The sequence below is a fragment of the Roseateles sp. P5_E11 genome (genome assembly GCF_054049355.1).
In genome coordinates this window covers 1-14,111 of the sequence record NZ_JBFUMO010000103.1, presented here as the reverse complement: position 1 = coordinate 14,111, position 14,111 = coordinate 1, and the positions used below count along the sequence as shown (strand labels likewise).

General features: G+C 68.1%; 9 protein-coding genes and 1 tRNA gene. 6 read left to right on the top strand and 4 right to left on the bottom strand.

Going from position 1 to position 14,111, the window contains the following annotated elements:
- The 6 genes from ACXJKR_RS10470 to ACXJKR_RS10445 form a co-directional block, all read left to right on the top strand.
- On the top strand, positions 1 to 1,749 hold a 1,749-nt coding region (locus ACXJKR_RS10470), incomplete at its 5' end, for a tetratricopeptide repeat protein (protein WP_457322791.1).
- Positions 1,746 to 2,258, top strand: a complete 513-nt coding sequence (locus ACXJKR_RS10465) for an outer membrane lipoprotein LolB (RefSeq protein ID WP_457322790.1) — start codon at positions 1,746 to 1,748, stop codon at positions 2,256 to 2,258. The genes ACXJKR_RS10470 and ACXJKR_RS10465, both read left to right, overlap by 4 nt.
- Positions 2,255 to 3,148, top strand: coding sequence for a 4-(cytidine 5'-diphospho)-2-C-methyl-D-erythritol kinase (gene ispE / locus ACXJKR_RS10460; RefSeq protein WP_457322789.1), 894 nt, complete (start codon positions 2,255 to 2,257; stop codon positions 3,146 to 3,148). The genes ACXJKR_RS10465 and ispE overlap by 4 nt, the downstream gene beginning before the upstream one ends.
- A 41-nt stretch (positions 3,149 to 3,189) precedes the next feature.
- Positions 3,190 to 3,266: transfer RNA gene (locus tag ACXJKR_RS10455), tRNA-Gln, on the top strand.
- Between the two features lie 64 nt (positions 3,267 to 3,330).
- Positions 3,331 to 4,293: a ribose-phosphate pyrophosphokinase gene (locus tag ACXJKR_RS10450; RefSeq protein WP_457322788.1), complete on the top strand. Its 963-nt coding sequence runs from the start codon at positions 3,331 to 3,333 to the stop codon at positions 4,291 to 4,293.
- 149 nt (positions 4,294 to 4,442) lie between these two features.
- Positions 4,443 to 5,063 carry a 50S ribosomal protein L25/general stress protein Ctc gene (locus tag ACXJKR_RS10445; RefSeq protein ID WP_056193788.1) on the top strand — a complete coding sequence of 207 codons (621 nt, stop codon included), beginning with the start codon at positions 4,443 to 4,445 and terminating at the stop codon, positions 5,061 to 5,063.
- A 51-nt stretch (positions 5,064 to 5,114) separates the two neighbouring features.
- Here ACXJKR_RS10445 and ACXJKR_RS10440 read toward each other — a convergent pair whose 3' ends face one another.
- From ACXJKR_RS10440 to ACXJKR_RS10425, 4 genes are all read right to left on the bottom strand, one after another.
- Positions 5,115 to 6,506: an efflux transporter outer membrane subunit gene (locus ACXJKR_RS10440; protein ID WP_457322787.1), complete on the bottom strand. Its 1,392-nt coding sequence runs from the start codon at positions 6,504 to 6,506 to the stop codon at positions 5,115 to 5,117.
- Positions 6,507 to 6,509: 3 nt separating this feature from the next.
- A complete protein-coding gene (locus tag ACXJKR_RS10435) occupies positions 6,510 to 9,617 on the bottom strand; it encodes a multidrug efflux RND transporter permease subunit (protein WP_457322786.1) in 3,108 nt (1,035 codons plus the stop codon).
- The gene (locus tag ACXJKR_RS10430) at positions 9,614 to 12,733 is read right to left on the bottom strand and encodes an MdtB/MuxB family multidrug efflux RND transporter permease subunit (protein ID WP_457322785.1); all 3,120 of its coding nucleotides are present in this window, start codon (positions 12,731 to 12,733) and stop codon (positions 9,614 to 9,616) included. Before ACXJKR_RS10430 ends, ACXJKR_RS10435 begins: the two co-directional genes overlap by 4 nt.
- A gap of 162 nt (positions 12,734 to 12,895) precedes the next feature.
- Positions 12,896 to 14,111: efflux RND transporter periplasmic adaptor subunit (locus ACXJKR_RS10425; protein WP_457322784.1), on the bottom strand; the 1,216-nt coding region annotated here is incomplete at its 5' end.

Below are 14,111 nucleotides of genomic sequence, written 5' to 3'. Positions count from 1 at the left end.
CGAATGCCCCTGCCCACTCGCCGCGTGATCGCCGCGGCCGCCCTGTTCGCCGCCCTGCAAGCCCACGCCCAGGATGCCGTCGCACCGGCCACTCCCGCCGAGGCACCGACGAACTCGGCCATGGACGCGCCGCTGTTCTACCAGCTGCTGATCGGCGAGCTCGAGCTGCAGAGTGGCCAGGCCGGCGTCGCCTTCCAGGTGCTGCTGGACGCCGCGCGCCGCACCGGTGACGAGGAGCTGTTCAAGCGCGTCGTCAACATCGCCGTGCAGGCTCGTGCGGGTGACCAGGCCCTGATGGCCGCACGCGCCTGGGCCGAGACGGTGCCAACCTCGGCCGAGGCGCTGCAGAACTGCGTGCAGCTGCTGGCCGTCATGAACAAGCCCGCCGAAGTACCCACGCCGCTGGCGAGCTTGCTGCGCGTTGCGCCCGCTCCGCAGCGCCCCGGGCTCATCCTCGCGCTGCCCCGCCTGTTCCAGCGCTCGCCCGATCCCAAGGCCGTGCTCATGGCCCTGCGCCCGGTGCTGCAGGCCCAGGCCGGCCCGCTCAAGCCCGCCGCCCTGTACACCGAGGCCCGCCTGTCCATCAATGCCGGCGAGAACGCGCGAGCACTTGGGCTGACCCGCGAACTCAACCAGCTCGTGCCCGACAACGACGACGCGATGCAACTGGCCGTCGACCTGATGCCCACGGAGCCTCAGGCCGAAGGGCTGATCACCGCCAGGCTGCAGCAGACGCCTGATCAGCATGCGCTGCGCCAGGCCTATGCCCGCGCCCTGATCCTGGCCCAGCGCCCGGCCGACGCCGCGCGCGAATTCCGCCTGTTGACCGAGGCGACGCCCGACAACCCCGCCCCCTGRCTGGCCTTGGGCGCCACCGAGCTGGAGCTCAAGCATGCCGCCGCCGCTGAGGCCGCCCTGCGCGAAGCCCTGAAGCGGCTGGACACACCGGCCTCGGGCACCGATGCCGAGATCAAGGCCCGCACCGACGGCCGCCAGCAGGCCTGGTTGATGCTGTCCCAGGCGGCCGAGCAACGCGGCGACCTCAAGGCCGCCGAGGCGGCACTGCAAAAGGTGGACGGCAACGGACTGGAACTGCGCTACCGCCGCGCCAGCCTGCTGGCTCGACAAGGGAAGCTGCCTGAGGCCCGCAAGCTGCTGCAACCGGCGAGCGATGCCAGCGATGCCGAAGCCCGCGCCGCGCTGCTTGCCGAAGCCCAGCTGATGCGCGAGCAGCGCGACTACACGGCCTCACTGGCCGTCCTCAAGACTGCCACGACCCGCTTTCCCGCCGACGCCGACCTCGTCTACGAACAGGCCATGATGACCGAGAAGGCGGGCCGCTTCGATGAAATGGAGAGCCTCTTACGCCGGGTTATCGAGATCAAACCCGACTATCACCACGCCTACAACGCCCTGGGCTATTCGCTGGCCGAGCGCAATCTGCGCCTGCCCGAGGCCAAGGAGCTCATCGAACAGGCGCTGAAGCTGGCGCCGGGCGAGCCCTTCATCGTCGACAGCCTGGGCTGGGTCGAATTCCGCCTGGGCAACCTGCCCGAGGCCGCCAAGCTGCTGCGCCAGGCCCATACCGCCCGCCCCGACGCCGAGATCGCCGCCCATCTTGGCGAGGTGCTGTGGGCCAGCGGCGCCCAGGATGAAGCCCGCCGCGTCTTTGCAGAGGCCGCCCAGCGCGAACCTGGCAACGAGGCCCTGCGCGAGGCACTGGACCGGCTGAAGGTCAAGCCGCGATGAGGCTGGCCGCCCTGCTCCTCGCGCTCGCCATTGCCGGCTGCGCGCAGTTGCCTCAGGCGCCGCCCGCTGGCCAGGAGTCCCGGCTCAGCGGCCGCATCAGCGTGACGGTGGCCGGCGATGCGCACAACCGTGGCACCGGCGGTGCGGCCAGCTTCGAACTGTTCGGCGGCCCGCAGGCTGGTCGGCTGGAGCTGACATCGCCGCTCGGCGCCCTGGTAGCCCGCGCGAACTGGCAGCCCGGCCGCGTCACGCTGCAGACGCCCGGCGACGAGCGCCGCTTCGACGACCTCGACGCATTGACCCGCGAGTTGCTGGGCGAGCCGGTGCCGGTTGCCGCGCTGTTTGACTGGCTGCAGGCCCGACCCTGGCCCGCCGCGCCACACCGCACGACGACGAGCGGCTTCGAGCAACTGGGCTGGCGCATCGAACCCAAGCTGCCCGCCCTCGTCGCCACGCGCCTGGCCGAACCCACCGTCACGCTGCGCGCCCGGCTGGACAGCGGCGAATGAAGGCGCTGTACGACCTGGCCGCGCCCGCCAAGCTCAACCTCTTTTTGCATGTGATCGGCAAGCGGCCTGATGGCTACCACCTGCTGCAGTCAGTCTTTGTGCTGATCGATTGGGCGGACACATTGCATGTGGAGATTCGCTCGGACGGGCGGCTGCATCGCCATGATGTGCTCGCAGGCGCCCTGCCCGCCGATGACCTCTGCCTGCGCGCCGCTCGCCTGCTGCAAACCGAGACCGGCTGCACGCTCGGCGCCGACATCCACCTGGAAAAGCGGCTGCCTGCCGGTGCCGGCATGGGCGGCGGCTCGTCGGATGCGGCGACGACGCTGCTGGCGCTGAACCGGCTCTGGGATCTGCGCCTGCCGCTGGACCGCCTGATAGCGCTCGGCTTGAAGCTCGGCGCCGACCTGCCCTTCTTCCTCGGCGGCGGCCCGGCCTTCGTTGAAGGCATCGGCGAAATCCTGCATCCGCTGACCTTGCCCGAGCAGCGCTTCGCCGTGCTCAAAGGCCCGGCGGGGCTGGCGACCAAGGACATCTTTTCAAGCCAACTCTTGGCAAGGTCTGAAAACCTGGCTATAGTCGCGGGCTTTCCCGCCCTGGCTGGAACTGCAGAAAACTTGGTGAATGGCTTTGGTCACAACGACCTCCAGCCCGCCGCCGAAAGTATCAGCAGTGAAGTGCAAGACGCGGTAGCGTGCATGTCGAAGCAATTCGGCAACGCCCGGATGACGGGCTCAGGCGCTGCAGTGTTTTCAGTACTCGCCGGGAATGGAAAAGATGGCAATGACGACCAGTCCCTGGCGACATTACTGCGGGCCAGACCTGCGGAGTGGACCGGTCGAATCTGCCACAGCCTGGCTCAACACCCGCTCGCGGGCTGGGCCGGCTGACAAAGGTTTATAGGGTTCGGCCGCTCGGCCGGGTCCTGTGTAGGGGAGTCGCCAAGTTGGTCAAGGCATCGGATTTTGATTCCGACATGCGAGGGTTCGAGTCCTTCCTCCCCTGCCAAATGTTTTCCGTACTTCGCTGAACCGGCTGCGCATTCAGCGGGCCACTGACTCAAGGAAGCCCAGTGCTGCTCAACACGGTTCTCTTCACCGGCAACGCGAACCCGGTCCTCTCTCAGGAAATGGCCACCCATCTCGGTCTCGAGCTGGGCAAGGCCGTCGTCGGGCGTTTCTCGGACGGTGAAGTCGCCGTCGAGATCCAGCAGAACGTGCGCGCCCGCGACGTCTTCGTCATCCAGCCCACCTGCGCGCCGACGAACGAGAACCYGATGGAGCTGCTGATCATGGCGGACGCGCTCAAGCGCTCCAGTGCCCGCCGCATCACCGCCGTCATCCCCTATTACGGCTATGCCCGCCAGGACCGCCGCCCACGCTCCACCCGCGTGCCGATCTCGGCCRAGGTCGTCGCCAACCTGCTGGAAACCGTCGGCGTCGAGCGTGTGCTGACCATGGACCTGCACGCCGACCAGATCCAGGGCTTCTTCGACATCCCGGTCGACAACATCTACGCGTCGCCCGTCCTGCTGTCGGACCTGAAGAGCCGCAACTACAGCGACCTCGTCGTCGTGTCGCCGGACGTCGGCGGCGTGGTGCGCGCCCGCGCCCTCGCCAAACAGCTCGGCTGCGACCTGGCCATCATCGACAAGCGCCGCCCAACCGCCAACGTGTCCGAAGTGATGCACGTCATCGGCGAGATCGACGGCCGCAACTGCGTGATCATGGATGACATGATCGACACCGCCGGCACCCTCGTGAAGGCGGCCGATGTGCTGAAGGCGCGTGGCGCCAAGAGCGTGTTCGCCTATTGCACCCACCCCATCCTGTCGGGCCCGGCCATCGAGCGCATCGCCAGCTCGCAGCTGGACGAAGTCGTCATCACCAACACCATTCCGCTGACCGACGCGGCCAAGGCCTGCAAGAAGATCCGCCAACTGTCGGTGGCCTTCCTGTTCGCCGAGACCATCCGCCGTATTTCCGACGGCGAGTCGGTCACCAGTCTCTTCTCGGAACAAAACAACAATTTCTAGCCAGTCCGAGTAGGGTCCCTCCCGCAAGCGGGGCCCTCCCAATCTCTCGGAGCAGAACAACAACTTCTGTTTCGAGTTCGCCGCGGTCGCAAGACCGCATTCCCAACGGTGCCTGGTCGCGGGTGCCGTTTCTCTTTTTGGAGAAAACCATGAAGTTCGTCGCTTTTGAGCGCAAATTGCAGGGGACCGGAGCGAGCCGCCGCCTGCGCGTGGCCGGCAAAGTGCCCGGTATCGTTTTTGGCGCCGGTGAGCCCGTCATGATCGAACTCGATCACAACGCGCTGTTCCACGCCCTCAAGAAGGAAGCCTTCCACAGCTCGCTGCTGGACATGGAACTGGCTGGCGCCACCACGCAAGTGCTGCTGCGCGATTTCCAGATGCACCCGTACAAGCCGCAAGTCCTGCACTGCGACTTCCAACGCGTGGACGCCACGACCAAGATCACGAAGAAGGTGCCGCTGCACTTCATCGGTGAAGACACGTCGCCGGCCGTCAAGACCGACCACTGCACGGTCAACCACGTTGTGACCGAACTGCTGATCACCTGCCTGGCCAAGCAACTGCCCGAGTTCATCGAGGTGGACCTGTCTGGCTTGACCCAGGGTCACTCGCTGCACGTCAACGACATCAAGCTGCCGGAAGGCATCAAGGTCGTGACGCACGGCAAGCCGAACCCCGTCATCGCGACGCCGATCGCGCCGGTTGCTGAAGAAGTCATCGTTGCCGCCGCTCCGGTGGTCGACGACGGCAAGAAGAAGAAGAAGAAGTAATTTCTTCGAGGCTTCAAGCCAAAGACGAGGGGCTCCGCAAGGAGCCCTTTTTCATTGCGCCGGCAGCCGGCCACCCAGGTTCTTCAGCAGCAGATTGGCCGCCACCAGCTGGCGGTTGCGGGCAGACAGCAGGTTGGCTTCGGCCGAGAGCAGCGAACTCTGCGCCGCGCTGACGTTCAAGAAGCTGACCGTGCCGGCGCGGTACTGGGCCAGCACGATGTCGAGGTTTCGCTGGGCGGCCTCGAAAGCGTCACGCTGCAGGGCCAGCGCGGCACCGGATTCGGCGAACTGCACGAGGTTGTCCTCGACCTCCTGAAACGCCGTCAGCACCGCCTGGCGGTAGTTGGCGGTGGCGGCATCGGCCGAGGCGCGAGCTTGGGCCGAGGCCAGCTTGCGTTGGCCGCCATCGAAGATCGGCTGCGCCACGGCCGCACCGATGCTCCACAGCAGATTGGGCGCCGAGATCAGGTTGGACCAGGACGAGCCGCGGTAGCCGGCGCTGGCCGACAGGTCGATTGCGGGGAAGAAGGCCGCATCGGCGATGCCGATCTGCGCATACGCCGCCGTCTGGCGGGCGCGCGCGGCGGCGATGTCGGGGCGCTGGGCCAGCATCGTCGACGGCACCAGGTCGGGTACCGGCGGCAGCTCGGGCAGGCGAGAGCTGGGCAGCAGCTGGAACTGCCCCGGCAGCTTGCCGACCTGGGTGGCGATGGCATGCTCAAGTTGCGCGCGCTCGGTGCGCATGTCGCTGAGCTGCGACTGCACGCTGCGCAGCTGGGTGCGCGCCTGCAGCACATCGGTCTGCGCGACGACGCCGCCGGCATAGCGGGCCTCGGTCAACTCCAGCGCTCGCTGGTTGGCGGTCACGGTGCGCTCCAGCAGCGCCTGCTGCGCCTCGGCGGTGCGCAACGCGAAATAGCTTTGCGTCAGCGTCGCCTGCGCCGACAGGCGCAGCGCGGCCAGATCGGCCTGGCTGGCCTGGTAGTTCGCGCCGGCGGCCTTGACGCCTTCGGCGAGGCGCCCCCAGAGATCGATCTCCCAGGCCGCGTTGGCCGTCAGCGAGTTGTTGGTCGACACGGTGCGCTGGCCGTTGCCGTTCTCGGCCGTGGCGGATCGGGTGCTGCCAGCGCCAACGGACAACGTGGGAAAAATGGCCGAGCGGCTGGCTGCAAGCACCGCGCGGGCCGATGCAACCTGGGCCAGGGCCGCGGCAAGGTTCTGGTTGCCGACGACGAGGTCGGCTTGCAGGCTGTCCAGCACCGGATCTTTGAACATCGTCCACCAGGCCTCGGGCACGGCGACCTCGGGCGCCACGCGCCGCCATTCGGTCGAGCCCGTGAAGTGCTCGGGCGGCGGGGCTTCAGCAGGCGGGTGCTGCGAGGTCACGGCGCAGCCGGCAAGCAGCAGGGCGATGGTCAAGGGAGCAAGGGCAGTCTTCAGCATGGCTTAGGTCGCGGTCTGGATGACAGCTGCACGAGCAGGCGCGCGCTTCTTGCGGCTCAGCCTGTCCATGCAGCAGAACACGACGGGCGTGGTGTAGAGGGTCAGCAGCTGGCTCAGCAGCAGGCCGCCGACGATGGAGATGCCCAGCGGCACGCGCAGCTCAGCGCCTTCGCCATGGCCCAGGGCCAGCGGCACGGCGCCGAAGACAGCGGCCACCGTCGTCATCAGGATGGGCCGCAGCCGCAGCAGCGCCGCGCGGTAGATGGCAGCACCTGGCGACAGCCGGCTGCCGCGCTCCTCGGCCGCATGCTGGGCCGAGATGGCGAAGTCCAGCATCATGATGGCGTTCTTCTTGACGATGCCGATCAGCAGGATGACGCCGATCAACGCAATGATGGTGAAGTCGGTCTTGAAGGCCATCAGCGCGAGCAATGCGCCGACGCCCGCCGAGGGCAGCGTCGACAGGATGGTGATCGGGTGGATGAGGCTCTCGTAGAGCATGCCCAGCACCAGGTAGATGGTCACGATGGCCGCGAGGATGAGCAGGGGCTGGGACTTGAGGGACGCCTGGAAGGCCTGGGCCGTGCCCTGGAAGCTGCCGCGCACCGACACCGGCGCGCCGCTGCCCGCCACGGCGTCATTGATGGCGACGACCGCATCCGACATCGACACGCCCTCGGCCAGGTTGAAGCTGATGGTGCTGGCCGGCGTGCCGCTCTGGTGGTTGACGGACAGCGGCGTGTTGGTCGTCTCGACGCGCGCCACCGCCGACAGCGGCACCTGCTGGCCGGCGCTGCTGGTCAGCATCAGCCGGTCCAGGGTCTGCGGACTTTGCAGCCAGACGGGCGCCAGCTCCATGACGACGCGGTACTGGTTCAGCGGGTTGTAGATGACGCCGACCTGGCGCTGGCCGAAGGCGTTGTTCAACGTGCTGTCGAAGCCGCCCATCGTGATGCCGAGCCGTGCCAGCGCGTCACGGTCGACGACGAGKGACGTCTGCGTGCCCTTGTCCTGCTGGTCGGTGTTGACGTCGGTGATCTCCGGCACCTCGGTCAGCGCGCGGCGGATGCGCGGCTCCCAGGTGCGCAGGTCTTCCAGGCTGTCCGACTGCAGCGTGTACTGCAGCGAGGCATTGGCCTGGCGGCCGCCGATGCGGATGTCCTGCACGGGCGCCATGAAGAGATTGGCGCCGGGCACTTTGGCCAGCTTGCCGCGCAGCCGGTTGATGACGGCGTCGATGCTCTCCTCACGCTCGGCCTGGGGCTTCAGGCTGATGAACATGTTGGCGCTGTTGCGCTGGCCGCCGCCGGTAAAGCCGGTGACATTGGCCACCGCCGGGTCGGCGCGCACGATGTCATGGAAGGTGCGCAGCTTGAGCTGCATGGACTGGAAGGAGGAGGCCTGGTCGGCCTGCACGCCGCCAGTCATCAGGCCGGTGTCCTGCTGCGGGAAGAAGCCCTTGGGGATGGTCATGTAGAGATGCACGTTCAGCGCGACGACGCCGGCCAGCACCAGCAGCGCGACGGGCTGGTGGCGCAACGTCCAGCGCAGCGTGCGGCGGTAGCCGCGCATCAATGCGCGTTGCAGGCGTCCGAGAAATTGGCCGACGCGGCCGGCCTTCTTCGCCTCGGCATGGGGCTTGAGCAAGGTCGCGGCCATCATGGGCGTGGTGGTCAGCGACACGACCATGGAMACCAGGATGGCCACCGACAGCACGACGGCGAACTCGCGGAACAGCCGCCCGACGATGCCACCCATGGCCAGGATGGGGATGAAGACGGCAATCAGGCTCAGCGAGATGGAAACGACGGTGAAGCCGATCTCGCGCGCGCCTTTCAGCGCCGCCTCGCGGGGCGGCACGCCGCGCTCGATGTGGCGCGAGATGTTCTCGAGCACGACGATGGCGTCGTCGACGACGAAGCCCGTCGCCACCGTCATCGCCATCAGCGACAGGTTGTCGATGCTGTAGCCCAGCAGGTACATGAAGCCGCAGGTGCCGGCCAGCGACACCGGCACGGCCACAGCCGGCAGCAGGGCGGCACGGAAGCGCCGCAAGAAGATGAAGACGACGACGATGACCAGGCCGAAGGAGATGGCCAGCGTGCGCTGCACCTCCTTGATGCTGCCGCGGATGGTCGACGTGCGGTCCATGACGACGTCGACATTGATGGCCGGCGAGATGGAGGCGCGCAGCTGCGGCAGCAGAGCCCGCACGGTGTCCACCGTCTTGATGATGTTGGCGCTGGGTGCCTTGTTGAGGATCAGCAGCACGGCCGAGCGGCCATTGGCCAGGCCGTCGTTGCGCAGGTCCTGCACGCTGTCCTCGATGGAGGCCACGTCGCGCAGCTGCACGGCGGCGCCGTTCTTGTAGCTCAGCACCAGGGGTGCGTAGTCGCTGGCGAGGCGGGCCTGGTCGTTGGCGATGATCTGCCAGGTGCGGTCGCCGCTCTCCAGTTGCCCCTTGGGCCGGTTGGCATTGGTGGCGACAACGGCCGCCCTGACCTGATCCAGCGAGATGCCCTGGGCGGACAGCTTGTTCGGGTCCAGCTCGATGCGCACCGCCGGCAACGCACCGCCGCCCACGCTGACCTGGCCGACACCGTCGACCTGCGACAGGCGCTGCGCCAGCACGGTGGACGCGGCGTCGTACATCTGGCCGCGCGTCAGCGTGTCCGACGTCAGCGCGACGATCATGATGGGCGCGTCGGCCGGGTTGACCTTGCGGTAGCTCGGGTTGCTCGGCATGCCGGTGGGCAGCAAGGCACGCGAGGCATTGATGCCGGCCTGCACGTCGCGGGCGGCGCTGTCGATGTCGCGGCTGAGGTCGAACTGCAGCGTGACGCGGCTGCTGCCGAGCGACGAGGACGAGGTGATCTCCGTGACGCCGGCGATGCTGCCGAGCGTGCGCTCCAGCGGCGTGGCCACGGTCGCGGCCATCGTGTCGGGGCTGGCGCCGGGCAGGGAAGCGCTGACCGAGATGGTCGGGAACTCGACCTGCGGCAGCGGCGCGATGGGCAGCAGCAGGTAGGCGATGGCCCCCGCCAGCGCCAGGCCGCAAGTGATCAGCGCCGTGCCGATGGGGCGCTCGATGAAGACGCGCGACAGGTTCACGCCACGGCCTCCTTCGCCTGGCCGCGGCGCTTGAGGCGCGCGGCCACCGATGCGAAGCCCAGGTAAATGACCGGCGTCGTGAACAGCGTCAGCAGCTGGCTGACGATGAGGCCGCCGACCATGACGACGCCCAGCGGGTGGCGCAGCTCGCTGCCCACGCCGGTGCCGAGCATCAGCGGCAGCGCGCCCAGCAGGGCCGCCATCGTCGTCATCAGGATGGGCCGGAAACGCAGCAGGCAGGCCTCGAAGATGGCGTCGCGCGGCGTCTTGCCATGATCGCGTTCGGCCTCCAAGGCGAAGTCGATCATCATGATCGCGTTCTTCTTGACGATGCCGATCAGCAGCACGATGCCGATGATGGCGATGATGTCCAGGTCGAGGCGGAAGGCCAGCAGGGCTAGCAGCGCACCCAGGCCGGCGGAGGGCAGCGTCGACAGGATGGTCAGCGGGTGGATGGTGCTCTCGTAGAGCACGCCCAGCACGATGTACATCGTCACGATGGCCGCGAGGATGAGCAGCAGCGTGCTCGTGAGGGACGCCTGGAAGGCCAGGGCCGCACCCTCGAATCGCGTCTCGACGCTGAGCGGCAGCTGCAACGCATCGACCTCGGCGCGGACCGCCTTGACCGCTTCGCCGAGCGAGGCGCCGGGCGCGAGGTTGAAAGACAGGGTCGACGACGGGAACTGCGCCACGTGGTTGACGGCCAGCGGCGCCAGCTTCTCGCTGAAGTGCGCCACCGAGCTGAGCGGCACTTGCACGCCACCCGCGCCGGGCACATAGAGGCGCTTCAGGCCGTCCAGCCCCTGGCGGTATTCGGGCGCCACTTCCAGCACGACGCGGTACTGGTTGCTCTGCGTGAAGATGGTCGAGATCAACCGCTGGCCGAAGGCGCTGTACAGCGCACTGTCGATGGCCGCGACGCTGACGCCCAGCCGGCCGGCCGCGTCGCGGTCGATGTCGACATAGGCTTGGAGGCCCTTTTCCTGCTGGTCGCTGGCCACATCGACGATCTGCTTCAGGCCACGCAGCCGCTCCAGCACGGCCGTCGTCGAACGGCTCAACTCGGCGGAGTCCGGCGAAGACAGCGTGAACTGGTACTGCGTCTTGGCGATGCGGTCCTCGATGGTCAGGTCCTGCACAGGCTGCAGATACAGCGCAATGCCGGGCTCCTCGGCGGCCGCGTCCGCAATGCGTCGCGCCACCTCGGCGGCGCTGGCGCCGCGGCCCTCCTTGGCCTTGAGCGAAATCTGCAGCCGGCCCTGGTTCAGCGTCGTGTTGCCACCGTCCACGCCGATGAAGGACGACACGCTCTCCACCGCCGGGTCCTTCAGCACGCGTTCGGCCAGGCGCTGCTGGTGCTCGGCCATGGCGCCAAAGGAGGTGGACTGCGCCGCCTCGGTGATGCCCTGCAGCTGACCCGTGTCCTGCACCGGGAAGAAACCCTTGGGCACCAGCAGATAGAGCACACCGGTCAGGCCCAGCGTCGCGATGAAGACGACCAGCGTCGCCGCTGAGCGGTCCAGCACCCAGTTCAACATGCGGCCATAGCCGGCAATGATGTCGTCGAAGGCCTTGCCCACGCGGCGCCACAGCCAGCCGTGGTCTTCGTCGTGCTCGTGCTTGAGCAGGCGCGCGCACATCATGGGCGTCAGCGTCAGCGACACGAAGGCCGAGATCAGGATGGACACGGCCAGCGTGATGGCGAACTCATGGAAGAGGCGGCCGACCACATCGCCCATGAAGAGCAGCGGGATCAGCACGGCGATCAGCGAGACCGTCAGCGAGATGATGGTGAAGCCGATCTGCTTGGAACCGGTCAGGGCCGCGTCGTATGGGCTGACGGCTTCACCGCCCTCCTCCATGTGCCGCGCAATGTTCTCGATCATGACGATGGCGTCGTCCACCACGAAGCCCGTGGAGATCACCAACGCCATCAGCGTCAGGTTGTTGATCGAGAACCCCGCCATGTACATGACGCCGAAGGTGCCCACCAGAGACACCGGCACGGCGACGGCCGGGATGATGGTGGCCGGCAGGCTGCGCAGGAAGACGAAGATGACGCCGATGACGAGGACGATGGCAAACAGCAGTTCGTGCTGCACATCGGTCACCGAGGCGCGGATGGTGGTCGTGCGGTCGCTGAGCAGTTGCACGTCCAGCGATGCCGGCAGGCTGGCCTGCAGCTGGGGCAGCACGGCGCGCACGCGGTCCACGGTCTCGATGACGTTGGCGCCGGGCTGGCGCTGCACGTTCAGGATGACGGCCGACACGCTGGACTTGCTCGCTTGGCCGGCCCAGGCGGCCAGGCGCAGGTTCTCGGCGTCGTCCACCAGCTGGGCCACATCCTTGAGCCGCACCGCATTGCCGTTCTTGTAGGCGATGACGAGGTTGGCGTATTCAGACGCGCTGCGCAGCTGATCGTTGGCGTCCAGCGTCGAGGCGCGCAGCGGGCCGTCGAAGCTTCCCTTGGACTGGTTGACGTTGGCGCCCGAGATGGCCGTGCGCACATCGTCGATGGACAGGCCGAGCGAGGCCAGCGCGCCCGGATTGGCCTGGATGCGCACGGCCRGCCGCCGCCCGCCCGCGATGCCCACCAGGCCCACGCCCGGCACTTGCGAGATCTTCTGCGCCAGGCGGCTCTCGACGAGATCGTGCACGCGCGTGATGGGCAGGGTCGCGGAACTGATAGCGATGGTCAGCACCGGCGCATCGGCCGGGTTCACCTTGCTGTAGACCGGCGGCATCGGCAGGTCGCTGGGCAGCAGGTTGCTGCCGGCATTGATGGCCGCCTGCACCTCCTGCTCGGCCACGTCCAGGGCCAGGCTGAGCTCGAAGCGCAGCGTGATGACCGAGGCCCCGCCCGAGCTGGTGGACGACATCTGCGCCAGGCCCGGCATCTGGCCGAACTGGCGCTCCAGCGGCGCGGTGACGGACGAGGTCATCACGTCCGGGCTGGCGCCGGGGTAGAGCGTCGTGACCTGGATGGTCGGGTAGTCGACCTCGGGCAGGGCCGACACCGGCAGCAGCCGGTAGGCCAGGGCGCCGGCCAGCACGATGGCCAGCATCAGCAGCGAGGTCGCGACCGGCCGCGCGATGAAGAGGCGTGACGGGTTCATCGGAAGCTGTGAATGGACTCCGCGCGGCCGAGCAGGCCGTCGCGGCGTCGCCAATCAAGGCGCAAATCACAGCCGTAGCAGGGACTACGGCGAGCATTTGCAACGCCGAGTGGCGGCGTTGCGGCGGGATGAGCGGGCGTGCGGGGTGCGTTCACAGCTTCCTCACTGGGAAGGAGCCGAGGCGCGGTGCTGCTGGATCCAGGTGCGGCGGTCTTCCGGGCTCATGGCCTTGAGCTTCTCGACCATCTCGGGCGGCACGCGGTCGGCCCAGCGCGGGCGCTCGCCGTCGGCGGCACTGGCACTGGCGCTCACCCCGCTCGCGGCACTGGCGGGGCCAGCACCGGCGCCGGCGCCGCGCCCCCGGCGTCCGCCAGGGACAGAGGCCCCAGCGGCCGGCACCTTGATGACCTCGGCCTTGCCGCCATCACGCAGGCGGTCGGCGCCGTCGGTGACAACCTGGTCGCCCTCCTTCAGATCGCCCTGCACGGCCGTGAAATCGCCATCGGCCGCCAGGGTCTGCACCTTGCGCAGGGCCACCTGGCCGTCGGCCACGACGTAGACATAGATGCCCTGGGAACCGCGCTGCACGGCCGCCGTCGGCACGACGAGGACGCCCTTCAGCGTGTCCAGCTGCAGGCGCACATTGACGAACTGGTTGGGGAAAAGACCGCCGTCCTTGTTGTCGAACAGCGCCTTGACCTTGATGGTGCCGGTGGTCGCGTCGATGGCGTTGTCGGTGCTGGCAACTCGGCCCTCGGCCAGCTTGGTACGGCGCTCGCGGTCCCAGGCCTGCACGGGCAGGGCCTGCTTGTCGCCCAGCTGCTGGCGGATGCGCGGCAGGCGCGCGTCGGGCACGGCAAAGACGACCGCGGCCGGCTGGATCTGGGCGATGGTCAGCAGCCCGTTGGCATCGCCCGGCGTGATGTTGTTGCCGAGGTCGGCCTGCTTCAGGCCCGCCTGGCCGGCGATGGGCGCCGTGACGCGGGTGTAGGACAGCTGCAGCTTGGCGTTGTCCACCGCCGCCTGGTCCGACAGCAGGGTGGCTTCCAACTGGCGCACGAGGGCCTGCTGGGTGTCGAGCTGCTGGCGCGGCGCGGCTTCCTTGGCGACGAGGTCMTTGTAGCGGGCCAGGTCGGCGCGGGCGTTCTCCAGCTGGGCCTGGTCGCGAGYCTGCGTGGCCAGGGCCTGGTCACGGGCGATCTCATAGGGCCTGGGGTCGATGAGGGCAAGCACCTGGCCGGCCTTCACGGGCTGGCCCTCGTGGAAGTAGATGGCCTTCAGCTCGCCGCTGACCTTGGCGTGCACGATGGCCGTGTTGGCCGAAGCAATGCTGCCGATGGCGTCGACGACGACGGCCATGTCGCGCTTTTGCACGGCG

Coding starts and splice junctions, on each gene's coding strand:
- ACXJKR_RS10440 (WP_457322787.1), bottom strand. CDS start 6,506: ATGCTGAAGACTGCCCTTGCTCCCTTGACCATCGCCCTGCTGCTTGCC.
- ispE (WP_457322789.1), top strand. CDS start 2,255: ATGAAGGCGCTGTACGACCTGGCCGCGCCCGCCAAGCTCAACCTCTTT.
- ACXJKR_RS10445 (WP_056193788.1), top strand. CDS start 4,443: ATGAAGTTCGTCGCTTTTGAGCGCAAATTGCAGGGGACCGGAGCGAGC.
- ACXJKR_RS10465 (WP_457322790.1), top strand. CDS start 1,746: ATGAGGCTGGCCGCCCTGCTCCTCGCGCTCGCCATTGCCGGCTGCGCG.